This is a genomic window from Enterobacter sp. JUb54, from assembly GCF_014298075.1.
GTDB lineage: Bacteria > Pseudomonadota > Gammaproteobacteria > Enterobacterales > Enterobacteriaceae > Klebsiella > Klebsiella lignicola.
Map to the genome: position 1 here is coordinate 3,814,447 of NZ_CP060418.1, position 26,251 is coordinate 3,840,697.

At 56.1% G+C, this 26,251-nt stretch carries 22 protein-coding genes; 5 read left to right on the forward strand and 17 right to left on the reverse strand.

What is annotated here, in order from left to right; translation table 11 throughout:
- Window positions 1-90: 90 nt before the first annotated feature.
- The 12 genes from wecG to trxA all read right to left on the reverse strand — a co-directional run bounded on the left by wecG (window position 91) and on the right by trxA (window position 13,163).
- Entirely contained in the window at window positions 91-831 is a 741-nt protein-coding gene (gene wecG, locus HF679_RS17585; protein ID WP_187042257.1) for a lipopolysaccharide N-acetylmannosaminouronosyltransferase, read from the reverse strand.
- 8 nt (window positions 832-839) lie between these two features.
- Window positions 840-2,189, reverse strand: a complete 1,350-nt coding sequence (gene wzyE / locus HF679_RS17590) for an ECA oligosaccharide polymerase (RefSeq protein WP_123758120.1) — start codon at window positions 2,187-2,189, stop codon at window positions 840-842.
- Window positions 2,186-3,265 carry a TDP-N-acetylfucosamine:lipid II N-acetylfucosaminyltransferase gene (locus tag HF679_RS17595; protein ID WP_123758121.1) on the reverse strand — a complete coding sequence of 360 codons (1,080 nt, stop codon included), beginning with the start codon at window positions 3,263-3,265 and terminating at the stop codon, window positions 2,186-2,188. The genes wzyE and HF679_RS17595 overlap by 4 nt, the downstream gene beginning before the upstream one ends.
- Entirely contained in the window at window positions 3,262-4,512 is a 1,251-nt protein-coding gene (gene wzxE, locus HF679_RS17600) for a lipid III flippase WzxE (protein ID WP_123758122.1), read from the reverse strand. Before wzxE ends, HF679_RS17595 begins: the two co-directional genes overlap by 4 nt.
- Window position 4,513: 1 nt before the next feature.
- A complete protein-coding gene (gene rffA, locus HF679_RS17605) occupies window positions 4,514-5,644 on the reverse strand; it encodes a dTDP-4-amino-4,6-dideoxygalactose transaminase (protein WP_123758123.1) in 1,131 nt (376 codons plus the stop codon).
- Window positions 5,645-5,648: 4 nt separating this feature from the next.
- Complete coding sequence (gene rffC / locus HF679_RS17610; RefSeq protein ID WP_174510351.1) at window positions 5,649-6,323, reverse strand: dTDP-4-amino-4,6-dideoxy-D-galactose acyltransferase; 675 nt, start codon at window positions 6,321-6,323, stop codon at window positions 5,649-5,651.
- Window positions 6,324-6,401: 78 nt separating this feature from the next.
- Window positions 6,402-7,664, reverse strand: coding sequence for a UDP-N-acetyl-D-mannosamine dehydrogenase (gene wecC, locus HF679_RS17615; protein WP_187042258.1), 1,263 nt, complete (start codon window positions 7,662-7,664; stop codon window positions 6,402-6,404).
- A complete protein-coding gene (gene wecB / locus HF679_RS17620) occupies window positions 7,661-8,794 on the reverse strand; it encodes a non-hydrolyzing UDP-N-acetylglucosamine 2-epimerase (RefSeq protein ID WP_123758126.1) in 1,134 nt (377 codons plus the stop codon). Before wecB ends, wecC begins: the two co-directional genes overlap by 4 nt.
- Before the next feature lie 43 nt (window positions 8,795-8,837).
- Entirely contained in the window at window positions 8,838-9,884 is a 1,047-nt protein-coding gene (gene wzzE / locus HF679_RS17625) for an ECA polysaccharide chain length modulation protein (protein ID WP_123758127.1), read from the reverse strand.
- A 13-nt stretch (window positions 9,885-9,897) separates the two neighbouring features.
- The gene (gene wecA / locus HF679_RS17630) at window positions 9,898-11,001 is read right to left on the reverse strand and encodes a UDP-N-acetylglucosamine--undecaprenyl-phosphate N-acetylglucosaminephosphotransferase (protein WP_123758128.1); all 1,104 of its coding nucleotides are present in this window, start codon (window positions 10,999-11,001) and stop codon (window positions 9,898-9,900) included.
- A gap of 240 nt (window positions 11,002-11,241) precedes the next feature.
- Complete coding sequence (gene rho / locus HF679_RS17635; protein WP_002883293.1) at window positions 11,242-12,501, reverse strand: transcription termination factor Rho; 1,260 nt, start codon at window positions 12,499-12,501, stop codon at window positions 11,242-11,244.
- A 332-nt stretch (window positions 12,502-12,833) separates the two neighbouring features.
- A complete protein-coding gene (gene trxA / locus HF679_RS17640; RefSeq protein WP_123758129.1) occupies window positions 12,834-13,163 on the reverse strand; it encodes a thioredoxin TrxA in 330 nt (109 codons plus the stop codon).
- Between the two features lie 343 nt (window positions 13,164-13,506).
- Between trxA and rhlB the strand changes: the two genes are divergently transcribed.
- On the forward strand, window positions 13,507-14,772 hold the full coding sequence (gene rhlB / locus HF679_RS17645; RefSeq protein WP_123758130.1) for an ATP-dependent RNA helicase RhlB: 1,266 nt from the start codon (window positions 13,507-13,509) through the stop codon (window positions 14,770-14,772).
- Between the two features lie 125 nt (window positions 14,773-14,897).
- Window positions 14,898-16,388, forward strand: a complete 1,491-nt coding sequence (gppA, locus tag HF679_RS17650) for a guanosine-5'-triphosphate,3'-diphosphate diphosphatase (protein ID WP_187042259.1) — start codon at window positions 14,898-14,900, stop codon at window positions 16,386-16,388.
- 71 nt (window positions 16,389-16,459) lie between these two features.
- Here gppA and rep read toward each other — a convergent pair whose 3' ends face one another.
- Entirely contained in the window at window positions 16,460-18,481 is a 2,022-nt protein-coding gene (gene rep, locus HF679_RS17655) for a DNA helicase Rep (RefSeq protein WP_123758132.1), read from the reverse strand.
- 112 nt (window positions 18,482-18,593) lie between these two features.
- On the opposite strand from rep, the gene ppiC (HF679_RS17660) reads away from it, so the two are divergent.
- Both ppiC (HF679_RS17660) and ppiC (HF679_RS17665) read left to right on the forward strand, forming a co-directional pair.
- A complete protein-coding gene (ppiC, locus tag HF679_RS17660; protein WP_123758133.1) occupies window positions 18,594-18,875 on the forward strand; it encodes a peptidylprolyl isomerase PpiC in 282 nt (93 codons plus the stop codon).
- A 50-nt stretch (window positions 18,876-18,925) separates the two neighbouring features.
- The gene (gene ppiC, locus HF679_RS17665; RefSeq protein WP_123758134.1) at window positions 18,926-19,207 is read left to right on the forward strand and encodes a peptidylprolyl isomerase PpiC; all 282 of its coding nucleotides are present in this window, start codon (window positions 18,926-18,928) and stop codon (window positions 19,205-19,207) included.
- 121 nt (window positions 19,208-19,328) lie between these two features.
- Here ppiC (HF679_RS17665) and ilvC read toward each other — a convergent pair whose 3' ends face one another.
- Complete coding sequence (ilvC, locus tag HF679_RS17670) at window positions 19,329-20,804, reverse strand: ketol-acid reductoisomerase (RefSeq protein WP_123758135.1); 1,476 nt, start codon at window positions 20,802-20,804, stop codon at window positions 19,329-19,331.
- A gap of 162 nt (window positions 20,805-20,966) precedes the next feature.
- Here ilvC and ilvY point away from each other — a divergent pair, with 162 nt between their 5' ends.
- Complete coding sequence (gene ilvY / locus HF679_RS17675) at window positions 20,967-21,857, forward strand: HTH-type transcriptional activator IlvY (protein WP_187042260.1); 891 nt, start codon at window positions 20,967-20,969, stop codon at window positions 21,855-21,857.
- Here the strand turns inward: ilvY and ilvA are convergent.
- The 3 genes from ilvA to HF679_RS17690 all read right to left on the reverse strand — a co-directional run bounded on the left by ilvA (window position 21,854) and on the right by HF679_RS17690 (window position 26,242).
- Window positions 21,854-23,398, reverse strand: coding sequence for a threonine ammonia-lyase, biosynthetic (gene ilvA / locus HF679_RS17680; protein ID WP_123758137.1), 1,545 nt, complete (start codon window positions 23,396-23,398; stop codon window positions 21,854-21,856). The genes ilvY and ilvA overlap by 4 nt on opposite strands.
- Window positions 23,399-23,400: 2 nt before the next feature.
- The gene (gene ilvD, locus HF679_RS17685; RefSeq protein ID WP_123758138.1) at window positions 23,401-25,251 is read right to left on the reverse strand and encodes a dihydroxy-acid dehydratase; all 1,851 of its coding nucleotides are present in this window, start codon (window positions 25,249-25,251) and stop codon (window positions 23,401-23,403) included.
- Window positions 25,252-25,312: 61 nt separating this feature from the next.
- A complete protein-coding gene (locus HF679_RS17690; protein WP_123758139.1) occupies window positions 25,313-26,242 on the reverse strand; it encodes a branched-chain amino acid transaminase in 930 nt (309 codons plus the stop codon).
- Window positions 26,243-26,251 lie beyond the last annotated feature (9 nt).

The following is a 26,251-nucleotide window of genomic DNA, read 5'->3' on the forward strand; positions in this document are numbered from 1 at the left end:
TGAATTTTGAGGAAATGGCAAATAAAGTATCAGGCGAGTTAACTATTCACGCAGAATATGTACACAAACTCGCCGGACAGAGGTGGAATATCAGAGTTGACCGGTGTAATACCAACGTAAATATCGCAGCAGGCGGATCTGTCGTTTAATTCTGCTCGGCTGGGATACCAGACGATAAAACCACTCCAGGCCAAGGTTCTGCCAGAACCGCGGCGCCCGCTGGACATGGCCGGTGAAGACGTCATAGGTGCCGCCTACGCCCATGTACAACGCCTCGGGATAAACTTCACGGCAGTCACGCATCAGGATCTCCTGGCGCGGTGAGCCCATCGCGACGGTGACGATTTTGGCTCCGCTGTCGCGGATCTGCTCAAACAGCGCCTGACGTCGATCGGCGGCGAAATAGCCATCCTGGCTGCCCACGATATTGACGTTCCAGCGTGCACGCAGCTGTGCTTCAGTCTGGGCCAGTATTTCCGGCTTGCCGCCCACCAGATAGACCGGTGTGCCCTGCGCGCCCGCGCGCTCCATCAGCGCTTCCCACAGGTCGGCCCCCGCCACGCGCGACACCTGCGCCTGGGGGTATTTTTTCCGCAACGAGCGTACTACGCTGATGCCGTCGGCGTATTTAAACTCCGCGGCCTCAATCAGCGCCCGGACCTCGGGATTATCCTCAACCGCCAGCATTTTCTCCGCATTGATCGCCACCAGCGTTCCCTGGCGAATCGTGCCGTCGGCGTAAAGATAATCCAGAGCGTGCTGCATATTACGCCAGCCGATAAGTTGTAAGCCTCTCAGCAGATACAACGGCGCCGAAATGGTCTCAGTCATGTCCATCCTTATCTGACCTGAGGTTGTGAAAGCGGTTTGACCCGCCGATGAATCAACCCCGCACTATCCAGCAGCCAGTACAGCAGTTTCGCCGCCAGTAAACAGATGCCAAAGATCACGAGGAAAAACACCACGCGTGAGCCAAATGAATCCAGCCCTTCGCGCGCCAGCACTATCATGTTGAAGATAGCGCCAAAACAGAAGCTATGCAGAATGGCCGCTTTATAGCGGTTAGTCTCCCGGTTGCCCAGTTCATACAGCCAGTCGAACCATTTGATGATAAGCCCGACCGCCACTGCACCCAGCGGCACAAACCATACGCCGCCCATCACCACCAGCGAACCGATCAGCGTGGGGGAAATAGCCAGGCCAGAGTGGTTGTTCAGCACTTCCCAGGTAAAGTAGTTGGCGGTGTTGAGCACCATCGATGGCCGGCCATGCCACATCCAGCTGGGAATAAAGACGTAGAAGTCGCGGATCATCGGCGCCAGCCCCTGGAACTCGATCTTATCGTAGTTCTGCAGCAGCAGCGCCAGGTTCTCCCACGGCGAGAAGGTATCGCGGGTCAGGTACAGGAAGGTATAAAACGCCTCGTCGCCGCTGACGTTCATGCCATAGCGTTTGAGCGCCAGCCAGAACATCCCCACAATGCCCAGGACGCCTGCCGCCGCCAGCATCCACAGGCTAATCCAGCCACGAATGATGCCGATAAACAAGAAGATAGCGAAAGCGATAATAATGTTGGCGCGGGTACCGCCGACAATTGCGTAGGTCAGCAGGCCAAACGCCACGGTGCTGATCAGGAAGAAGATCCACGCCTTATAATCCTGACGCAGGAAGTAGACCACCAGCATCGCCGGGATAAAGAAATAGAAAAATCGCTTCAACGCAACGCCGGAGACTTCGCTGGAGAAGATCTGGCTGTAAGAGTTGAGTCGGAACAGCAGGAAGCCGTTATGGGCAAAGAAAATCCCAAGGCATAACAGGGCAATACCCAGCAGAATGCCCCAGGCCAGATGGGTTTCCACGCGGTTCATGGTAAACAGCGGGCGGCGCAGGCTATCGTCGGTGGCCGAGCGCAGACGGGTCTTATAGGTCACGTAGTAGACCGCGTAGAAGCACACCGACACCAGCAGCGTTTGCAGCAGCACGTCCGGCGGGGCGACGCCCACATCAAAGCGGAACACCAGAATACTGGTCAGCGGGAAGCCAAAGAAGAACGTCAGCAAAAACAGCAGCGAGAAAAACACGTTGAAGTTAAAGCGCACGCGGCGAAACTCAAAGTAGGTCAGGGTGGCGATAAACAGCGTCGACAGCAGCCAGACCACCAGCAGTCCGCAAAATGCCATTAATGTCATGAGTTGACCCCCGCCGCAATCCGCAACGCCTGCTGCCAGCCCGCGAGATAGTTCGGCCGGAAGAAAGCAATCTGGTTCTTATCAACGCCAGCCAGCTGGCGCTGCGCCTCGCGTACGACGGCGACATCCAGCGTATCGCCGGTAAACAGTACCGGGATATTCTGCTCCGTCATATCCTGCCAGAACGGATTTTCCCGGTTCAGTACACAGGGGATACCCGCCTGAATCAACAAACATAACGTCCCGATACCTTGCTGGCGGGCAAACAGGAAATAGCCCAGATCGCAGCGACGCAGCAGGTCCAGATAATCATGAAATTCTAGCTTTTCGCTCAGTATCTGCAGGTGCGCGGCGCAGAACAACGCCGCCCCTTCCGCCTGCACTTCACGAATATAGTCCGCATTGTTTTCCGGATACCCCATCGGCAGGATCACGTTCACCGTATCGCCAAACTGCTGATGAATAGCCCGCAACGCCGCAATATGCTCGTTGCTGCGATCGCCCGAGTTACCCACCAGAATGGTCAACGTCTGGGACTGCGGCGCGCTATCGGCCAGCGAATTAAGCGTCGGGTCCATACGCGTCGGGAAATAGAGCAGCTCGCCAGGCACGCGCGGGTGGCGGCGGGCAAACCAGCTCAGATCGCCCCGGGTGGCAAACACACGCCCGACTCTACCCTGCGCAAGGCGTCGCAGCGGGTAGAATAGACGGAACTTCAGGCTCGACGAATTCTCATACAGATCGGCGCCCCAGATATGCCAGTTAAACTGGGCGGGACGGATGCCTCCGCTCAGCAGAGCCAGCCATAGCCCGGTATTAAACTGACCGTGGAAGAAAAAACGCTGCTGACGATCGGCCTTTGCCTTAGCAATAACCGCCTGCGCCAGCGACTTTTTCCCGGAATAGCAGGTGATCGACAATGCCGGGTACGCCTCGCGCATTCCTGTTGCATCACCGACGACCATAAACCGACGCGCCTGCTCGTCATGCGCGGCCAGCTCGTCGTTAAAAAACCGCAGAACGGTCTGGTTGTGGTGCGGGATATCCGATCCCAGTACATGTATCAGTGCTGTCATGCCCGTCTACGCCAGAGTAAAAACACGCCACTACAAAGGGCGAAATAAACAATATAAGTTGCCATATACGCCTGCGCCGCGCCAATTGCACCATTTGCTGGGATCAGCCAGTGCGAGAAGGCGGTCAGCAACGTAAACTGGCTGATTTCCGTTAGTATATAAAAGCGCAGTGACGCTTTCGCAATCACCAGATAGCCATAAACATAGGCGCCCACCTTAAGCACATCGCCCACCAGTTGCCAGGCAAACAGGTCGCGCATCGCCGTAAAGCGGTCTGAAAATAGCAGCCAGATGGCAAAATCGCGTAGCAACCAGACGGTTAAGCTCGCCGCCGCCACTGCCGGGAGGACAAATTTTAAGGATTTGCCAATCTCGCGGGTAATCGCCGATTTGTCCGTCAATCGCGAGAGCGTCGGCAGCAGGTAGACGCTAAACGATGCGGTAATAAACTGCAGATAGGCATCGGAAATGCTGCTGACCCCTTGCCAGATCCCGACCGCTTCCCAGCCATAGCGCTCCGCCAGCAGATTACGCATCATCACGTAGGCCACCGGCAGCGTCACCGAGGTCATCAGCGCCATCAGGGTAAATTTGGAAAGCTGCCCTGCCAGGCCGTTATCCCAGCGAGGCCGCAGCGCGCTGAGCGGAATGGTCCCACGCCGCCATAACACAATGGCCGCCGGCACCACCACCAGCGCCGGTACCAGCGCCAGCCCAAGCAGCGCTCCCTGATAACCAGCAAAATGGTAGCAGCCATAGTAGGCCACGACGCCAATCAGGCTACCGGCGATCAGCGACAGGGCATTCCCCGCCGCATCGCGAAAACCTTTCATCAACGCCAGCAGCAGGTTGGCCCACGCAATCCCCATCTGTACCAGCGCCACAAGGCGAACCAGCCCCTGGTATTGGGTGTGGCCAAACAGCCCCTGACTAATCGGTGCCGCCGCCAGCAAAAAGATGAGTGCCAGCAGCGTCGAGAAGCCGAGCACCATCGCCGAGGCGGTGCCGACCACGTTATTGAGCTGCTGCCGATCGTCATGGTGTTGCGCGACCAGTTTGGTCACGCCATTGAAAATACCTGCCCCTGCCAGGACGCCAAGCACGGTGACCAGCTGGCGGAAGTTACCCGCCTGGCCGACCCCTGCTGGCCCATAGGAGACCGCCAGCAGTTTAACCACCAGCAGCCCGGCGCCAATTTTAACCAGCGTAGACGCGGCGGTCCACAGTGAAGCTTTAGCCAGCGACATATCAGGAGAAATAGCTCAGAAGCGAGTTAATCACCGTACGTTGGTTAGTCGACGTCAGGTTGTAGAACAGCGGCAGGCGCAGCAGACGCTCGCTTTCCTGAGTGGTATGGCGATCCTCACCGCGGAACTCGCCGAATTGCTCGCCCGCCGGGCAGCTATGCAGCGGAATGTAGTGGAACACCGCCAGGATTTCCGCCTCTTTCAGCCAGGCAATCAGGTTGCTGCGATCGTCGATATCGCGCAGCTTAATATAAAACATATGCGCGTTATGCCCGCAGTCAGTTGGAATGACGGGCAGGTCGATGCGACCGGACTGGGCCAGCGGCAGCAGCGCGTCGTAATAGCGTTGCCATAACGTCAGGCGCTGCTGGTTAATCTGTTCAGCCGCCTCCAGCTGCGCCCACAGGTAGGCCGCCTGCAGGTCGGACATCAGGTAGCTGGATCCGATATCGCGCCAGGTGTACTTATCCACCAGCCCACGGAAAAACTGGCTGCGGTTAGTGCCCTTCTCGCGGATAATTTCTGCGCGCTCGATCAGCTGACGATCGTTGATCAGCGTTGCCCCGCCTTCACCGCCGGCGGTGTAGTTTTTGGTTTCATGGAAGCTGAAACAGCCGATATGGCCGATGGTGCCCAGCGCGCGACCTTTGTAGGTCGACATCACACCCTGCGCGGCATCTTCAACCACGAACAGGTTGTATTTGCTGGCAAGAGCCATGATGGTGTCCATCTCGCAGGCCACGCCGGCATAGTGCACCGGCACAATCGCCCGGGTTTTCTCGCTAATCGCGGCTTCAATCTTCGTTTCGTCGATGTTCATGGTATCGCGGCGAATATCAACGAAGACGATTTTTGCCCCGCGCAGCACAAAGGCGTTGGCGGTCGAAACGAAGGTGTAGCTTGGCATAATCACTTCATCGCCCGGCTGGATATCCAGCAGCAGCGCCGCCATCTCCAGCGAAGCGGTGCAGGAAGGCGTCAGCAGCGCTTTTGCCGTCCCGAAACGCTGCTCCAGCCATTGCTGGCAGCGGCGGGTAAATCCGCCATCGCCACACAGCTTGCCGCTGCCCATTGCGGATTGCATATACTCAAGCTCGGTACCGACGACCGGCGGCGCGTTAAATGGGATCATGTTGTCACCTGTATAACCAGTAGGCGGTGTTTTCCACATTCGCACCGCTGAGAATATAACGTTTAAGCGCGGCGGTATTGCCCATCTGGGTTGCCACCCGCAGTGTAGAGAGTTGACGATGTTCAGCCCAGCGCCGTGCGGCCTGCATCAGTTCCGCGCCGGCACCGCGACCGGCCAACAGGCCAATCCGGGCGTCCGTCTCGTTGAGCTGGCGCAGTGAAACAAAAGCGCGAATATCGCCATCGGCGGCGCGAAAAATCAGGCACTGGTTATCGAACGTGCCGCGTACCGCGTTTTCAATCCATTGTGCATAGAACCGGCCGCTGGCGTCTGCCGCGTACCAGGGCGCGCGAAAGCGGCTTTGAGAAAATGCCTGGGCCGCCAGCTCACGCAACCGGGGAATATCCGCCACGGTCGCCACATCACCGCATGCGCCGTCAGGGGAACCGACCGGCAGCGCCAGATCGACCTCGCCTTCCACCAGCTGGAAGCCCAGCTGCTGGAGCGCATCCAGCTGTTCGCTGTTATCTGCCGCGATCTTTGCTTGCAGACGTGACCAACCCGCTAACGCTTGCGCGGTCAGCGGCGGGGCATCGTCACGGAAACGGACTATCGCACTATGAATGCCAAAGAAGCGATTTTCCCATTCCAGGGGTTCAATACTGGCATGGAGAGACATGAGAGGTATCCCGGACAGGGTGGTCAGGGCCAGCGCCCGAAAGACAACGCGGACTGCCGTCGCTGACCAGCATTGGACTCACCGCCATACCCCTTTGGTATCGACAATATAGCTCTGCGTCACGCTGTCGCCGCTGATGGCTTTAAACTCATTATGGTCCACCAGCATCACCAGCACATCGGCACCGGCTAATGCATCCTCCAGCAAAGCGAGCGAGCACAGGCCATCCAGCTGCTTCGGCAGCTGGTGAATATTGGGTTCAACCACCCAGGTGTCACCGCTGTGCCAGTGGGCAATTTGCTTCGCGATAGCCATCGCCGGGCTTTCACGCAGATCGTCGATGTTGGGCTTAAACGCCAGGCCAAAGCAGGCGATTTTCAGTTCGCTGGCGCGCTTGTTGCTGGCTGCCAGGCAATCCGCGACCTGCGCTTTAACCTGGCTGATAACCCAGTCAGGTTTATGATCGTTGACTTCACGGGCGGTGCGGATGAGTCGCGCCTGCTGCGGGTTTTGCGCCACGATAAACCACGGGTCGACGGCGATACAGTGCCCGCCAACTCCCGGGCCCGGCTGCAGGATATTGACGCGCGGATGGCGGTTCGCCAGGCGAATCAGCTCCCAGACGTTAATCCCCTGATCGGCGCAGATCAGCGACAGTTCGTTGGCAAAGGCAATATTGACGTCGCGGAAGCTGTTTTCGGTCAGCTTACACATCTCGGCGGTGCGGGAGTTGGTCACCACGCATTCGCCTTCAAGGAAGATTTTATACAGTTCGCTGGCGCGCGCAGAACACACCGGTGACATACCGCCGATAACACGGTCGTTTTTGATCAGCTCGACCATCACCTGCCCCGGCAGAACGCGCTCCGGGCAATAGGCAATGTTGACGTCTGCGGCTTCACCGGCCTGCTGCGGGAAACTCAGATCCGGGCGCATTTCAGCCAGCCAGGCGGCCATCTGTTCGGTGGCCCCTACCGGAGAGGTCGACTCCAGAATCACCAGCGCCCCTTTCCGCAGCACCGGCGCAATAGATTTCGCCGCCGACTCCACAAAAACCATATCCGGCTCGTGCTGGTCTTTAAACGGCGTAGGAACTGCAATCAGGTAGGCATCCGCCGCAACCGGCGTGGTCGTGGCGCTTAAATAGCCTTGCTCGACCGCGGTTTTGACGACGCTCGCCAAATCCGGTTCAACGATATGAATCTCCCCACGGTTAATGGTCTCCACGGCATGTTGATTAATATCAACGCCGACCACCCGCTTCTGCCGGGAGGCGAACGCGGCAGCGGTTGGCAAGCCAATGTACCCAAGGCCAATCACTGAAATGGTAGAAAAACTCATAGCGTTACCTGATTATTATTTTTAAGTGCGGACAAAATTCGGTGACATGCCTGACCATCGCCATAAGGATTGTGCGCCCGGCTCATGGCCTGGTATGCGGCATCATCCTTGAGCAGATGCGTGACTTCAGCAACGATGCGCTGACGGTCGGTCCCCACCAGACGCACGGTGCCTGCGGCAACCGCCTCCGGGCGCTCCGTCATGTCGCGCATCACCAGCACCGGTTTCCCCAGAGAGGGTGCTTCTTCCTGAATACCGCCTGAGTCGGTGAGGATCAGCCAGGCGTTATCCATCAGCCAGACAAACGGCAGGTAATCCTGCGGTTCGATCAAAATCACGTTATCAACGTGGCCGAGAATACGGTTTACCGGCTCACTGACGTTCGGGTTCAGGTGCACTGGATAGACAATTTGTACTTCGGGATGGCTGGCGGCAATCTCGGCCAGCGCCTGGCAGATTTGTTCAAACCCGCGGCCGAAGCTCTCCCGACGGTGGCCGGTGACCAGAATCATCTTCTTGCCATTCGCCAGGAAAGGATAACGCTGCATCAGCGTAGTACGCAGCGCTTCATCGCCCAGTGCCCGATCGCGAACCCAGAACAGCGCGTCGATCACCGTATTACCGGTTACCGTGATCTGGCCCGGCGCGATGTTTTCCTTCAGCAGGTTTTCCCGCGAAGTTTCCGTTGGCGCGAAGTGCCAGGTCGCCAGACGCCCGGTCAACGTACGGTTGCCCTCTTCTGGCCAGGGTGAGCTCAGATCGCCGGTACGCAGACCGGCTTCAACATGCCCGACCGGGATCTGCTGGTAAAAAGCGGCCAGGCTCGCGGCCATTGTCGTGGTGGTATCGCCATGCACCAGCACGACATCGGGTTTAAACGACTCCAGAACCGGCTTCAGCCCCTCGAGGATGCGGCAGGTAATTTCAGTCAGGCCCTGGCCTGGCTGCATGATATTGAGGTCATAATCCGGAACAATAGAAAAAAGTTTTAGCACCTGATCGAGCATCTCGCGATGCTGCGCGGTGACGCACACTTTGGCCTCAAAGTGAGGATCCTTTGCCAGTGCGTGAACCAGAGGTGCCATTTTGATGGCTTCGGGTCTTGTGCCAAATACCGTTAGTACTTTCACATCGATTCTCTTCGATTAGGTGATGAAGTCCATTTGCCCTTCATCACTGGACCCGGCGACGCGATAATGCAACGCCTGCACCAATGAGCGCCCCTACGATTCCCCACATCACCATGAGGAATACACGCCGCGGGCTATCACGTTTTACAGGTTCTTCCGGCGTTCGCAAATACCGGTAAGTCTGAAAACGTGGGTCTAAGGTCGGCCCAACGTTGAGCGTATTCAGCATGGCACGACTTTGGTCATAGTCGAGATCGTATTCCGGACCAACCGCCTGCAAATTTTCCAGTCGTGCCTGCAGCATCGGCCTGCCGAGTAAAAACAGTTCGGAATCCGGCAGCTGGTCCGCCGGAATATCCGTTTCGCTACGGGAAATATTGTGCTGCTGTGCGACTTTCAACGCCTCTTCCACGCTGTGGGTGCGGCGGTTGAAAATTTCACGCGCCACTTCTTCCTGGCGTTTCACCTGCGCTTTCATCTGTACGGTACGAGCCGCCCAGGCGCCGCGCAGTTCATCGTTCAGATGCCCTGCGGCACGTTGGCTGGCGAACGCGACATACTGACGCAGCAGATTATTGGCATCCGGCGCGGTTTCCGCCGTCAGCTTCACGCTGTCGTTGACGTTTTTCAACGGATCGCCGGGCATAAACTGAATGTTATTGATCAGCTCATCCAGCAGTGCGGCATCGGCACGGGCATTGCCCGACTGACGCTGCTTGTAGTAATCCGTTTGCAGCCAGAAATCGCGGCGGGTATCCCAGGAGCCCTGCTGCATGATGAACTCTTTGTAGGCCTGATCCATCGCCGAAGGCTGGTCGACCGGTACAAGGTTGGCTTTAATATCCAGATTGCGTAAGAACTGCTGCTGAGAATAGTAGCCACCCAGCATATTGACGGTCGGCCGATCGGTTATCGCCGTTGCGCTCCACTCCTGACGAGCAAAGAAGGCGTAAACCAGAACGATCAGCGCAAATAGCACGGCCATGCCGACTATCCAGATTTTTCCTGCCCATAAGGCGCGAAACAGCCCGCGAATATCCAGCTCATTCTCAACGTTCACTGCTTGTGCTCCCGGTAATGGTTGAGTCATCACGTCCCCAGTTCTACTTGGTTAATTTTGGATTATTGCCGCTGTGCCGCCGAATTCTACGTCTGATGCGCTTAACCAGTCGCGCCACTTTCCATGCGCGTTTGATACAGTAGCCATAAAGGAAAAAGGCCAATAAAAAGAGGATTAACATCACCCATTCAGGAACGATGCGGGTGTATTCCGCCGCTACGCCCACCAGCGCCAGTATTGCCGCTGCCAGAGTAATCAGGACAAACGCCTGCCGGGAAGTAAACCCGGCACGCATGATCAGATGATGAATGTGCTGGCGGTCCGGAGAGAACGGACTCATGCCCTTACGCAGACGGCGATACATAATCGCCACCATATCCATGAGCGGAATCGCAATAATCCACAGCGCGGTCACCGGGCTTATCGGGTGCGTTTTGCCCTGGGTTGTTTCCAGCAGAATCCAGATAATGGTGAAGCCAATCATGGTGCTGCCGGCATCACCCATAAAGACTTTATAACGACGGCCAAGGGCGCCGAGGTTCAGTAAAATATAGGGCAAAATGGCGGCAATCATCGCAAAACACCACATTGCCAGACTGTACTGACCGTCGAACCACAGAATAATACCGGTAGCGGCGAAGGAGACCGATGACAGACCACCGAGCAGGCCGTCGATGCCATCGACCATATTAAAGGCGTTGATCGCCGCCCAAACGGCGAAGAGGGTGAGGAAGAAACCAAACGGGCCAAGGACCAGCTCCCACGAGCCGAAGATAAAGCCCAGGCTACTCAGATGCAGATTTCCTGCCATCATCATCACGACGGCAATGGCGGCCTGGATAACCGCACGAATTTTTACGCTGATATCAAACCGGTCATCCAGCGCCCCCACCAGCACAAGGATCCCGGCACACGCCAGGTATAAGGATGCATGGGGAATGTAATAATCGGCGATAGCAAAGGTAAAACAAATGCCTGCGTAAACTGAGATGCCACCCACTAACGGAACCAAACCCTGGTGCCGTTTTCGATAGTTAGGTTTATCCACTAACCCGACTTTTTTTGCCGCTTTGCGAGCAACAAAAATAAAAAGGGTAGTGAATAAAAAAATACTGATTAATTCAGTAATAGCAGTGAGTAAATTCACAACACATGTGCTCTCAGCATGGTTAATCCGGGAAGTATAACGACGATGTCTCAACTCCTGAAGGGGTAAAGCAGAACATTACAAATTTATTGTATAGATTTTAGTCTGTTAAAGTTGTCTCTGCCTGGAGTGGTACGCTAATCATACGATAATACCAGTTTTATTTTCCCTTCCTGGATCATACAAATCCCAAAAACAAAACGCCACGCGGTTGCGTGGCGTTTTTTTGGCTTTGTTAACTTACGAACGCTTCATCATGTCGAAGAAGTCATCGTTAGTTTTGGTCATCGCCAGCTTATTGATGAGGAACTCCATCGCGTCGATTTCACCCATTGGATGGATGATTTTGCGCAGGATCCACATCTTCTGCAGCTCTTCCTGAGTGGTGAGCAGTTCTTCTTTACGGGTACCGGAACGGTTGTAGTCGATAGCCGGGAAGACGCGTTTTTCAGCAATCTTACGAGAGAGGTGCAGCTCCATGTTACCGGTGCCTTTAAACTCTTCGTAGATAACTTCGTCCATTTTGGAACCGGTATCGATCAGGGCCGTCGCGATGATGGTCAGGCTACCGCCCTCTTCAACGTTACGTGCGGCGCCGAAGAAACGCTTCGGACGGTGCAGGGCGTTAGCGTCCACACCACCGGTCAGCACTTTACCTGATGCCGGGACCACGGTGTTGTACGCACGGGCCAGACGGGTAATGGAGTCGAGCAGAATGATTACGTCTTTCTTATGCTCAACCAGGCGTTTCGCCTTCTCGATAACCATCTCAGCAACCTGAACGTGGCGAGATGCTGGTTCGTCAAAGGTCGAAGCAACGACTTCACCTTTAACCAGACGCTGCATCTCGGTCACTTCTTCCGGACGTTCGTCGATCAGCAGCACCATCAGCACACAGTCAGGGTGGTTGTACGCGATGCTCTGCGCGATGTTCTGCAGCAGCATGGTTTTACCCGCTTTCGGCGGCGCGACAATCAGACCACGCTGGCCACGACCGATCGGCGAGGCCAGATCCAGTACGCGAGCGGTTAAGTCTTCAGTAGAACCGTTACCACGTTCCATACGCAGGCGAGAGTTGGCATGCAGCGGCGTTAAGTTCTCGAACAGGATCTTATTGCGCGCATTTTCCGGCTTGTCGTAGTTAACTTCGTTAACTTTCAACAGTGCAAAGTAACGCTCACCCTCTTTAGGAGGACGAATCTTACCGGAAATGGTGTCACCAGTGCGGAGGTTGAAACGGCGGATTTGGCTAGGGGATACGTAGATGTCGTCGGGACCGGCGAGGTAGGAGCTGTCTGCGGAGCGGAGGAAACCAAATCCATCCTGCAGTATCTCCAGTACGCCATCGCCAAAGATATCTTCGCCACTCTTCGAATGCTGCTTGAGGATGGCAAAAATAATATCCTGCTTACGCATACGGGCCAGGTTTTCCAGCCCCATATTTTCGCCGAGAGTAATCAGCTCAGAAACCGGCGTATTCTTTAATTCGGTAAGATTCATAATGGTGTGGGTTCTTAAACTCGGGGTAGAACTCGAACTTAATGTTGTGAATGGTATGGCAGGAACTTCCATGCCTGTTAACGGCCTTCATCTCGTGCCTGTACGTTGCCTGGTCACAGGAAAGAACGCAGAGCTGGAACGACAAACGGAAAGAGTGATAAGCCCGGAATTTGTAGCTTCTCGCGCATTGCTGCGGGACGCTTTGGGTAAAACAAGATTCAAACAATAAAGGTATGTTTAAAACGAAGTCTGAAATTAACTTAGCACGACTCTAGCCGGGCGTCCAGAGTTCCGCTAAAAATAGGGCCCCGGACGCCGGAATGGCAAACCGCTTACGCCAGGTTGGCGTCGAGGAAATCTTTCAGTTGGCCTTTAGACAGTGCGCCAACCTTGGTTGCCGCGACTTCGCCGTTCTTAAACAGCAGCAGGGTTGGGATGCCGCGAATGCCATATTTTGGCGCCGTACCCGGGTTCTGATCGATGTTCAGTTTAGCAATGGTCAGTTTGCCCTGATACTCTTCAGCGATCTCATCCAGAATCGGGGCGATCATTTTGCACGGACCGCACCACTCTGCCCAGAAATCGACGAGGGTTAGCCCGTCAGCCTTGAGTACGTCCGTGTCAAAACTGTCGTCAGTCAGGTGAATAATTTTATCGCTCATATTTAACTCCACAGGAATAAGCCTGGTGTGTTGGTGTCGCAGACATCAACGACGTGCCGATGCTACGTTATACACGTTAATCTTCAGGATGCCTCTTTATACTGACATCTGTGCGACCCGGTCCCTCATGGACTTCGTCTCGCAGACGCCAAAACAAACCGTCATCAACCCGTTTCGGGTAGATTAATCCTCCTCGGCTCGCTGAGTAGTCTAAGCTTTCGAGGATTCATTCGGTTGCCGCAGATGCAGCCTAAGTCATTTCGCGTATAGCCAACGAAAGGTTGACGTTATTTCAACGGATACGCTTTCTTAATGCAATAGTAAGCTGATATTCTACCACACTATGAGCAAAACACATTTAACAGAACAGAAGTTTTCCGACTTCGCCCTGCACCCGGCAGTGATTGAAGCCCTTGAAAAGAAAGGCTTTCATAATTGTACGCCCATTCAGGCTCTCGCGCTTCCACTGACACTGGAAGGTCGTGATGTCGCCGGGCAGGCGCAAACCGGTACCGGAAAAACAATGGCGTTCCTGACGTCAACGTTTCATTATCTTCTCACTCACCCGGCTAAAGAAGACCGCCAGGTCAACCAACCGCGCGCGCTGATCATGGCACCGACGCGTGAGCTGGCGGTACAGATTCACGCTGACGCAGAACCTCTGGCGCAGGCGACAGGCCTGAAGCTGGGTCTGGCGTATGGCGGCGACGGCTACGATAAGCAGCTGAAAGTCCTGGAAAGCGGCGTCGACATTCTGATCGGCACGACCGGTCGTCTGATCGATTACGCAAAACAGAATCACATTAACCTTGGTGCGATTCAGGTCGTCGTACTGGATGAAGCCGATCGCATGTACGATCTCGGCTTTATTAAAGATATCCGTTGGTTGTTCCGTCGCATGCCGCCAACCAACCAGCGTCTGAACATGCTGTTCTCCGCTACCCTTTCTTACCGTGTCCGCGAACTGGCGTTCGAGCAGATGAACAACGCCGAGTATGTTGAAGTCGAGCCGGAACAGAAAACGGGTCACCGTATTAAAGAAGAGCTGTTCTATCCTTCCAACGAAGAAAAAATGCGTCTGCTGCAGACGTTGCTGGAAGAAGAGTGGCCGGACCGCGCGATTATTTTCGCTAACACCAAACATCGTTGCGAAGATATCTGGGGTCATCTGGCCGCGGACGGTCATCGCGTTGGCCTGTTAACCGGCGACGTCGCACAGAAAAAACGCCTGCGTATTCTTGAAGATTTTACACGTGGCGATATCGACATTCTGGTGGCGACAGACGTTGCTGCACGTGGTCTGCATATCCCGGCCGTTACGCACGTCTTTAACTTTGACCTGCCGGACGACTGCGAAGATTACGTTCACCGTATCGGCCGTACCGGTCGCGCGGGCGCCAGCGGTCACTCCATCAGCCTGGCCTGTGAAGAGTACGCGTTGAACCTACCGGCGATTGAGACCTACACCGGTCATTCCATTCCGGTCAGCAAGTACAACCCGGACGCACTCATGACCGACTTGCCTAAGCCGCTGCGCCTGTCGCGCCCACGCACAGGTAATGGCCCGCGTCGCAATGGTCCGCCTCGTAACCGTCGTCGTTCAGGTTAAAGATTTATGCCATACACAAAATCCTTCAGGATGCATCAAGGCGGCAAGAGAGTGAATCCCGATGCGCTTACACCGGTAAGTGATTCGGGCGCGAGAACGCCGTCAACACAGAGGCAACTTGAAGGATGAAGTGTATGAGTTCCACCTCGCTTTATGCAGCTATCGATCTTGGTTCCAATAGCTTTCATATGTTGGTTGTACGCGAGGTGGCCGGGAGCATCCAGACGCTCAGCCGCATCAAGCGCAAAGTGCGTCTGGCCGCTGGCCTGAACAGTGATAATGCGCTCTCCGCAGACGCGATGGAGCGTGGATGGCAGTGCCTGCGACTGTTTGCCGAGCGCCTGCAGGATATCCCCCCGGTTCAAATTCGCGTGGTGGCAACCGCCACGTTACGCCTGGCCGTCAACGCCGATGAATTTTTAGCAAAGGCGCGGGAAATCCTCGGCTGTCCGGTGCAGGTGATCAGCGGCGAAGAAGAAGCGCGTCTGATCTATCAAGGCGTGGCGCATACCACCGGCGGTGAAGATCGCCGACTGGTGGTCGATATCGGCGGTGCCAGTACCGAACTGGTGACCGGCACAGGCGCCCAGACCACGTCGCTCTTTAGCCTGTCGATGGGGTGCGTGACCTGGCTGGAACGCTACTTCGCCGATCGTAACCTGACGAAAGAAAACTTCGAACTCGCAGAAGATGCCGCACGCGAAGTTCTGCGCCCGATTACCGACACCCTGAACTACCACGGCTGGAAGGTGTGCGTTGGCGCATCCGGCACCGTGCAGGCGCTGCAGGAAATCATGATGGCGCAGGGAATGGATGAGCGCATCACCTTAGCCAAACTGCAGCAGCTCAAACAGCGGGCGATCCAGTGCGGACGTCTGGAAGAGCTGGAAATCGAAGGCTTAACCTTAGAGCGTGCGCTGGTTTTCCCAAGCGGCCTGGCCATTCTTATTGCCATCTTCAGCGAACTGAATATTCAGTGCATGACCCTCGCGGGCGGCGCACTGCGTGAAGGGCTGGTCTACGGCATGCTGCATCTGTCCGTCGATCAGGATATCCGCAGCCGTACGCTGCGCAATATTCAGCGCCGCTTTATGATCGATACCGAGCAGGCGCAGCGAGTGAGCCATCTCGCGGCCCATCTGGTGAATCAACTGGACGACAGCTGGGAGCTGGAATCATTGAGCCGCGAGCTGCTGGCCAGCGCCTGCGCGCTACATGAAATCGGCCTGAGCGTGGATTTTAAACGCGCGCCGCAGCATGCCGCCTATCTGGTGAGCAACCTTGATCTGCCCGGCTTCACTCCGGCACAAAAAAAGCTGCTCGCCACGTTATTGCTCAATCAAACCAACGCCATCGACCTCTCTTCTCTCCACCAGCAGAATGCGGTGAAGCCGCGAGTGGCAGAGCATTTATGCCGCTTGCTGCGTCTGGCGATCCTGTTTGCCAGCCGCCGTCGCGACGATCTTCTGCCCGCCATTGGGCTGACGGTCGACGGCGAGAAACTGATGCTGACGCTGCCGGACGAATGGCTGGAAAGCCATCCGCTGGGTCGGGAGATGGTGGAGCAAGAGTGCCAGTGGCAAAGCTATGTCCACTGGCCGCTGGAAGTAGCTTAATTCCGCCCGCTCCTGAGGCGGCGGCAACGCTAAAATGTCCCCGGTGCGCGTCACCGGGAACGCCCTGCCGGTTACTTACCTTTCGCTTTTGCCAGCATGGCCCGAATATTGGCGACGTTGGCCTGTCCTTTATGCATCCGCTCTTCCGGGGTGATGACTTTGCGCTCCTGCTCCCAGATCAGATCATCCTGCGGTAGCTCCAGCAAAAAACGACTTGGCTCCGGGCGCACCAGCTCTCCGTACTGGCGACGCTCTTTGCACAGCGTAAACGTCAGTTCTTTCTGCGCGCGGGTGATCCCCACGTAGGCCAGCCGACGCTCTTCATCAACGTTATCTTCATCGATGCTGCTCTGATGGGGAAGCAATCCCTCTTCCATGCCTACCAGGTATACATAGGGAAATTCCAGCCCCTTCGAGGCATGCAGGGTCATCAGCTGCACCTGATCCGACTCTTCATCTGACTCGCCGCGCTCCATCATATCGCGCAGCGTGAAGCGGGTGACCACCTGAGTGAGGGTCATTGGCTCGTCGATTTCGCTGCCTTCCAGCATCTCGGTCATCCAGCTAAACAGCTGGTTGACGTTTTTCATGCGCATCTCTGCGGCTTTCGGGCTCGGGGAGGTCTCATACAGCCAGGACTCATAATCCACCCCGCGGATCAGATCGCGCACCGCCACGATCGGCTCACTTTCTGCCAGACGCTGAATCTCGCCCAGCCACTGCGTAAAGCCGGTGAGCGCATCGTATCCGCGACCGGTGAGCGTCTGGGTGAGGCCCATGTCGAAACTGGCGGTGAACAAACTCTTATTGCGGGTCATCGCCCATTCGCCCAGTTTTTGCAGCGTTGCCGGGCCGATTTCGCGCTTCGGCGTGTTGACGATGCGCAGGAAGGCACTGTCATCATCAGGGTTGGTCAGCACCCGCAGATAGGCCAGCAGATCTTTGATCTCCGGTCGGGAGAAGAACGACGTGCCGCCCGAGATTTTGTACGGGATGCGGTTCTGCATCAGCATCTTTTCAAAGACCCGCGCCTGATGGTTACCGCGGTAGAGGATTGCGTAATCCTTGTATTGCGTCTTATTGATAAAGTGATGGGCAATCAACTCCCCGGTCACCCGCTCCGCTTCATGCTCTTCATGGTTCGCCGAGAGGACTTTCAGCTCTGTGCCATACCCCAGTTCGGAAAACAGGCGCTTTTCGAAGACATGCGGGTTGTTGGCGATCAGGATGTTGGCCGCTTTCAGTATGCGCCCGGAAGAACGGTAGTTCTGTTCTAGCTTAATCACCTGCAGGGCCGGGAAGTCCTGACTCAGCAGCACCAGGTTCTGCGGCCGCGCGCCACGCCAGGAATAGATAGACTGGTCATCATCGCCCACCACGGTAAACCGCGCGCGCTGCCCGACCAGCAGCTTCACCATCTCGTACTGGCTGGTGTTGGTATCCTGATACTCATCTACCAGCAGATAGCGGATCTTGTTCTGCCAGCGTTCGCGCACCTCTTCGTTACGCTGCAACAGTAAGGTCGGCAGCAGGATCAGATCGTCAAAATCCAGCACGTTGCAGGCTTTCATATGCGCGTGATACAGCCCGTAGCAGTGGGCAAAGATCCGATCCCGTTCGCCCTTCGCATTTGCGGCGGCCTGCGCCGGCGTTTGCAGATCGTTTTTCCAGTTCGAGATCGTCGAGATCAGCTGCTGCAGCACCACTTTATCGTCTTCGATCAGCCCCTCGGTCAGCTCTTTGAGCAGGGCGACCTGGTCGGTATCATCGAACAGCGAAAAGTTAGATTTCATCCCCAGCGCGGCGTACTCACGCTTAATAATATCCAGCCCCAAGGTATGGAAGGTGGAGATCATCAAACCACGCGCTTCTTTGCGTCCCAGCGTTTGCCCGACACGCTCTTTCATTTCGCGTGCCGCTTTGTTCGTGAAGGTCACCGCCGCAATATGGCGTGCCTGATAGCCGCAGCCGCGGATCAGGTGCGCAATTTTATTGGTGATAACGCGGGTCTTACCGGAACCGGCGCCCGCCAGCACCAGGCACGGTCCAGTGACGAATTCGACGGCTTGTTGTTGGCCAGGGTTTAAACGCATGGGAATCTTGCTCAATCTTCGAACGGGGTGTGGATTGTAGCAGAAAGCCGGGAGGAGATTTACCGGCTAATGGTAAAGTGGTCGCAACACCGATAATCCTGAGAGCAAAACGATGGCAAAGAGCGCAGCAGCCCTGCATATCCTGGTAAAAGAAGAAAAGCTGGCCCAAGAGATCCTCGCCAAACTGGAACGCGGCGTGAGCTTTGATCATCTGGCAAAACGCTATTCAAAATGTCCGTCAGGCCGCAATGGCGGCGATCTTGGTGAGTTTAACCGGGGCGTTATGGTTGGCCCGTTTGACAGCGCCGTCTTCAGTTGCCCGCTGCTCAAACCCTTCGGACCGGTAAAAACTAAGTTCGGCTACCACATCATTAAGGTGCTGTATCGCCGCTAGCGCATGCTAATATTGCCGTCTGATTCATAGCAACTTATCAAGGCACGATCATGGCAAAAACAGCGGCAGCAATGCACATTCTGGTGAAAGAAGAGAAACTGGCCCTCGACCTGCTGGAGCAGATCAAAAACGGCGCCGATTTCGAGAAGCTGGCGAAAAAACACTCTACCTGCCCGTCAGGTAAAAAAGGCGGCCATTTAGGTGAATTCCGTCAGGGCCAGATGGTTCCGGCGTTTGATAAAGTGGTCTTCTCCTGCCCTGAGCTGGAGCCAACCGGCCCGCTGCACACCCAGTTTGGCTATCACATCATCAAAGTCCTGTACCGCAAGTAATAACGACCGAACCACTCTGCCTGAGAGCGGTTCACGATGATTGATGCAAAAACAAAAAACCCGGCAGTGCTGACGCATGCCGGGTTTTCGTTTATTGACGTCTCGTATTCAGAGCAGAGCGTTAGCCCGCAACAGCAATACGTTTCATGTCAGTCATGTAGCCGCGCAGTTTGTGGCCGACGGATTCGATCGGGTGGTTACGAATCGCGTCGTTCACGTCACGCAGCTGGGCGTTATCTACCGCGCCCTCCGCGATCGCTTTGCCGAGGTCACCGGTCTGCAGAGTGGTCATGAACTCTTTCAGCAGCGGTACGCAAGCGTAAGAGAACAGGTAGTTACCGTATTCTGCGGTGTCGGAGATAACCACGTTCATTTCATACAGACGCTTACGCGCGATGGTGTTGGCAATCAGCGGCAGCTCGTGCAGTGATTCGTAGTAAGCGGACTCTTCAATGATGCCGGAATCAACCATGGTTTCGAACGCCAGCTCAACGCCCGCTTTCACCATAGCGATCATCAGAACGCCTTTATCGAAGTACTCCTGCTCGCCGATTTTACCTTCGAACTGTGGAGCGGTTTCGAACGCGGTTGCACCGGTCTCTTCACGCCAGGTCAGCAGTTTCTTATCGTCGTTAGCCCAGTCAGCCATCATGCCGGAAGAGAATTCACCGGAGATGATGTCATCCATGTGTTTCTGGAACAGCGGCGCCATGATCTCTTTCAGCTGCTCGGACAGCGCATAAGCACGCAGTTTCGCCGGGTTGGACAGGCGATCCATCATCAGGGTGATACCGCCCTGCTTCAGCGCTTCGGTGATGGTTTCCCAGCCGAACTGAATCAGTTTTTCTGCGTAAGCCGGGTCGGTGCCTTCAGCCACCAGCTTGTCGAAGCACAGCAGAGAACCGGCCTGCAGCATACCGCACAGGATAGTCTGCTCGCCCATCAGGTCAGATTTTACTTCCGCAACGAAGGAGGACTCCAGTACGCCGGCACGGTGACCACCGGTCGCCGCAGCCCAGGCTTTAGCGATAGCCATGCCTTCGCCTTTCGGGTCGTTTTCCGGGTGAACAGCGATCAGCGTCGGTACACCGAAACCGCGTTTGTACTCTTCACGCACTTCGGTACCCGGGCACTTCGGCGCGACCATCACGACGGTGATGTCTTTACGGATCTGCTCGCCCACTTCCACGATGTTGAAACCGTGAGAGTAGCCCAGCGCAGCGCCATCTTTCATCAGCGGCTGTACAGAACGCACAACGTCAGAGTGCTGTTTGTCCGGCGTCAGGTTAACAACCAGATCAGCCTGCGGGATCAGGTCTTCATAAGTCCCGACGGTAAAACCGTTTTCGGTCGCTTTGCGCCAGGAAGCACGTTTTTCAGCGATGGCTTCTTTACGCAGTGCGTAGGAGATATCCAGGCCAGAGTCACGCATGTTCAGACCCTGGTTCAGACCCTGGGCGCCGCAGCCGACGATGACCACTTTTTTACCCTGAAGGTAGCTGGCGCCATCGGCGAATTCGTCGCGAGCCATAAAACGACATTTACCCAGCTGTGCCAGCTGCTGGCGCAGGTTCAGTGTATTAAAGTAGTTAGCCATGGTGATACTCCGTGATGTTGTACGTCTTATTGTTCGGTTCGCTTGCCGTATTGTGGCAATTGAGAATGAACCCACTATATGACAGGAAATTCATTGCGGAAATTGATATATTCACAACGTCACATTGCAATATCTGCAATGTAAAATCGTGGAGTGCGGCCAGTGGATTTACGCGATCTGAAAACCTTCCTGCATCTGGCGGAAAGCCGCCATTTTGGCCGCAGCGCGCGGGCGATGCACGTCAGTCCCTCGACCCTGTCCCGGCAAATCCAGCGCCTGGAAGAAGACCTTGGCCAGGCGCTGTTTGTCCGCGATAACCGCACGGTCACGCTCACCGAAGCGGGCGAAGAGCTGAGAACGTTTGCCCAGCAAACGCTGTTGCAGTATCAACAATTGCGCCACACCATCGATCAGCAGGGGCCGTCGCTGTCCGGCGAGCTGCATATTTTCTGCTCCGTCACCGCCGCCTACAGCCATCTACCGCCGATTCTCGACCGCTTTCGCGCCGAGCACCCTTCGGTAGAAATTAAGCTCACCACCGGCGATGCCGCCGACGCCATGGAAAAAGTGGAGACGGGCGAAGCTGACCTCGCGATCGCCGGTAAGCCGGAGACGTTGCCGGGCGCAGTGGCGTTTTCAATGCTGGAGAATCTGGCGGTGGTGCTGATAGCCCCGGCCTTGCCTTGCCCGGTACGTAGCCAGATTTCGGTGGAGAACCCCGACTGGTCAACGGTGCCATTTATCATGGCCGATCAGGGCCCGGTGCGTCGGCGTATCGAACTGTGGTTCCGGCGGCAAAAAATCAGCAACCCGTCAATTTATGCCACCGTGGGTGGCCATGAGGCGATGGTCTCGATGGTCGCACTCGGCTGCGGCGTAGCCCTGATTCCCGAAGTGGTGCTGGAGAACAGCCCGGAACCGGTACGCAATCGCGTAATGATTTTAGAGCGCAGCGATGAAAAAACGCCATTTGAGCTGGGCGTGTGCGCACAAAAAAAGCGGCTGTATGAGCCGCTTATTGATGCTTTCTGGTCTTTGTTGCCTAACCACTAACCCGCAAGAAAGAAGCGAAATGCCGGGTTATGCGTTTCATCGTGGCAGTCATAGCCCAGCTCATGCAGTCGGGTTTCAAAATCTGGCTCATGATCGCCAAGCTCAAAACCGGCCAGCACGCGACCATAGTCGGTCCCATGGCTGCGGTAGTGGAACAGAGAGATGTTCCAGTGGGTGCCTAACGTATGCAGGAACTTAAGCAGCGCCCCTGGCGACTCAGGGAATTCGAAGCTAAACAGCCGCTCCTGCAGCGGTTTTGACGGCCGCCCGCCGACCATGTAGCGCACATGCAGCTTCGCCATTTCGTCATCGGAAAGATCGACCACGCTATAGCCGCCTTCCCGCAGCAGATCCAGAATCTCTTTGCGCTCTTCCAGGCCTCGGCTCAAACGGACACCGACGAAGATACAGGCGTCCTGAGCATCAGCGAAACGGTAGTTGAACTCGGTGACTGAACGCCCGCCCAGCAGCTGGCAAAACTTCAGGAAGCTGCCTTTCTCTTCCGGGATGGTGACCGCCAGCAGCGCTTCGCGTTGTTCACCCAGCTCGCAGCGTTCGGAAACGTAGCGCAGGCCGTGGAAGTTAACGTTAGCGCCGGACAGCACGTGTGCCAGCCGTTCGCCGCGAATATCATGCTGAGCGATATATTTCTTCATCCCCGCCAGCGCCAGCGCGCCAGAAGGTTCTGCTACCGCACGGACATCTTCGAACAAGTCTTTCATCGCCGCGCAAATCGCATCGCTGTCGACGGTGATGATATCGTCGAGATACTCCTGACAAACCCGGAAGGTCTCGTCACCGATGCGTTTCACCGCCACCCCTTCGGCAAACAGCCCGACGCGCGGCAGGTCCACCGGATGTCCGGCTTCCAGCGCGGCTTTCAGGCAGGCAGAGTCTTCCGCTTCTACCGCAATCACCTTGATCTGCGGCATCAGCTGCTTGATCAGAACCGCAACGCCCGCGGCAAGACCGCCGCCGCCGACCGGAACAAAAACGCGGTCCAGATGGGCATCCTGCTGCAGCAGTTCCAGCGCCATCGTGCCCTGTCCGGCAATCACCATCGGATGGTCAAAGGGCGGCACCCAGGTGAAGTTCTGCTGTTGCGCCAGCTCAATGGCTTTTGCTTTCGCTTCGTCAAAATTGGCACCGTGTAGCAGGACTTCGCCACCAAAGTTACGCACCGCGTCGACTTTGATATCCGCCGTCGCAACCGGCATCACGATCAGCGCCTTCACGCCAAGGCGCGAGGCGGAGAAAGCCACGCCCTGAGCGTGGTTACCTGCGGAAGCGGTGATCACGCCCTGCGCTTTCTGCGCTTCCGTCAGCCCCGCCATCATCGCGTAGGCCCCGCGCAGCTTGAAGCTATGCACCGGCTGGCGATCTTCTCGCTTCACCAGGATCACGTTATCAAGACGCGAAGAGAGCTTTTCCATTTTCTGCAGCGGCGTAATCTGCGCCGCTTCATAGACCGGTGCCCGTAGCACCGCCCTGAGATATTCCGCCCCCTCAGGGGCGGCAGACAGGGGTTGTGACTCGGCCATGATTAACCCCCAAGTTTGGATTTATCGCGTACCGCGCCCTTATCGGCGCTGGTTGCCAGGCTGGCATAGGCGCGGAGTGCAAAAGAGACCTGACGTTCACGGGATTTCGGCGTCCACGCCCGATCGCCACGAGCCTCTTGCGCTTCGCGACGTGCGGCAATCTCGGCATCGCTCAACTGCAGTTGAATCCCACGGTTCGGAATATCAATGGCAATCATATCGCCATCTTCGATAATCGCGATATTGCCGCCGCTGGCCGCTTCCGGTGAAACGTGACCAATCGACAGGCCTGATGTGCCGCCTGAGAAACGTCCGTCGGTGATCAGCGCACAGGCTTTGCCCAGCCCCATGGATTTCAGGAAGGTTGTCGGGTAGAGCATCTCTTGCATCCCCGGACCACCCTTCGGCCCTTCGTAGCGAATAACCACGACGTCGCCCGCCACCACTTTGCCACCGAGGATCGCCTCAACGGCATCGTCCTGGCTTTCGTAGACTTTGGCAGGCCCGGTGAATTTCAGGATGCTGTCATCCACGCCGGCCGTTTTCACGATACAGCCATTTTCTGCAAAGTTGCCGTACAGTACCGCCAGGCCGCCATCTTTGCTGTAAGCATGTTCCAGCGAGCGGATGCAGCCTTCAGCGCGATCGTCATCCAGGGTATCCCAGCGACAATCCTGCGAGAACGCCTGGGTCGTACGAATACCTGCCGGGCCAGCGCGGAACATTTTTTTCACCGCGTCATCTTTGGTCAGCATGACATCGTATTGATCGAGCGTTTGCGGCAGGGTCAGGCCTAAAACGTTTTTCACGTCGCGGTTCAACAGTCCGGCGCGATCCAGTTCGCCGAGGATCCCCAGCACGCCGCCCGCACGGTGAACGTCTTCCATATGGTATTTCTGCGTGCTCGGCGCCACTTTACACAGCTGCGGTACCTTGCGTGAAAGCTTGTCGATATCACTCATCGTGAAGTCGATTTCCGCTTCCTGCGCGGCTGCCAGCAGGTGCAGTACGGTATTGGTGGAACCGCCCATGGCGATATCCAGCGTCATGGCATTTTCAAACGCCGCTTTACAGGCGACATTACGCGGCAGCGCGGATGCGTCATCCTGCTCGTAGTAGCGTTTGGTCAGCTCAACGATACGTTGCCCCGCGTTAAGGAACAGTTGCTTGCGGTCGGCGTGCGTTGCCAGCAAGGAGCCGTTACCCGGCTGCGACAGACCCAGTGCTTCGGTCAGGCAGTTCATCGAGTTGGCGGTGAACATCCCGGAGCAGGAGCCGCAAGTCGGACAGGCAGAACGTTCAACCTGTTCACTCTGTTCGTCGGAAACTTTCGGGTCAGCTCCCTGAATCATTGCATCAACCAGATCGAGCTTGATGATCTTGTCAGACAGCTTGGTTTTCCCGGCTTCCATTGGGCCGCCGGAGACGAAAATAACCGGAATATTGAGGCGCAGGGAAGCCATCAGCATCCCCGGGGTGATTTTGTCGCAGTTGGAGATACAGACCATGGCATCAGCACAGTGCGCGTTGACCATGTACTCAACCGAGTCGGCAATCAGTTCACGGGATGGCAGTGAATAAAGCATACCTCCATGGCCCATGGCGATCCCATCATCCACTGCGATGGTGTTGAATTCTTTCGCAACGCCGCCTGAGGCTTCAATCTGCTCTGCAACCAGCTTACCCAGATCGCGCAGGTGTACGTGACCCGGAACAAACTGGGTAAAGGAGTTAACGACGGCGATAATCGGCTTACCGAAATCGGCGTCAGTCATCCCGGTTGCGCGCCACAGCGCGCGGGCACCCGCCATATTACGGCCATGAGTGGTGGTGGCGGAACGGTACTTAGGCATGCTTTAGTTACTCCCAGTTTCTGTGAAATGGGGCGCTGCGTGTCGCCCCATCTTTTAATGCTTAGTGGTTAACCTGATCCAACCAGCCCCATTTATCCTCGGTTTCACCGGTGAAGAGGCCAAAGAATGCTTGCTGAATACGTTTGGTCACCGGGCCGCAGCGGCCTTCGCCAACCTGGATACCATCAACGCTACGCACCGGCGTAATTTCTGCCGCCGTGCCCGACATGAAGACTTCATCCGCCAGATACAGCGATTCGCGGGACAGCACCTGCTCGCGGACTTCGATATCCAGGTCTTTCGCCAGTTTGATAATAGCGTCACGGGTAATGCCCGGCAGTGCGGAAGAGGTGAACGGAGGCGTGAACAGAATGCCGTCTTTCACTTCAAACAGGTTTTCACCCGCGCCTTCGGAGATATAGCCGTTCACATCGAGGGCGATCCCTTCCTGATAGCCATGACGACGGGCTTCACTGCCAACCAGCAGCGAGGACAAATAGTTACCGCCGGCTTTCGCGGCAGTAGGGATGGTGTTCGGCGCGACACGGTTCCAGGAAGAAACCATCGCATCGATCCCCTGATCCAGCGCTTCAGCGCCAAGATAAGCTCCCCACGGGAACGCCGCGATGATCACGTCAGTGCTGTATCCCGCCGGCGGGTTCACGCCCATGCCCACATCGCCAACAAAGATCAGCGGGCGGATGTAAGCGCTGGTCAGGCCGTTTTTACGGATCACTTCACGGCAGGCTTCCATCAGCTCATCAACGCTTTGAGAGACCGGGAAACGGTAAATTTTGGCTGAATCATGCAGACGCTGCATATGTTCGCGATGGCGGAACACCACTGGCCCTTTGTGCGAGTCGTAGCAACGGATGCCTTCGAATACAGAAGTACCGTAGTGAAGCGCATGGGACATCACATGAACCTTGGCTTCGCCCCACGGAACCATCTCGCCATTGAACCAAATGTAATCAGCTTTTTTCGTCGTCATTTTTCTTCC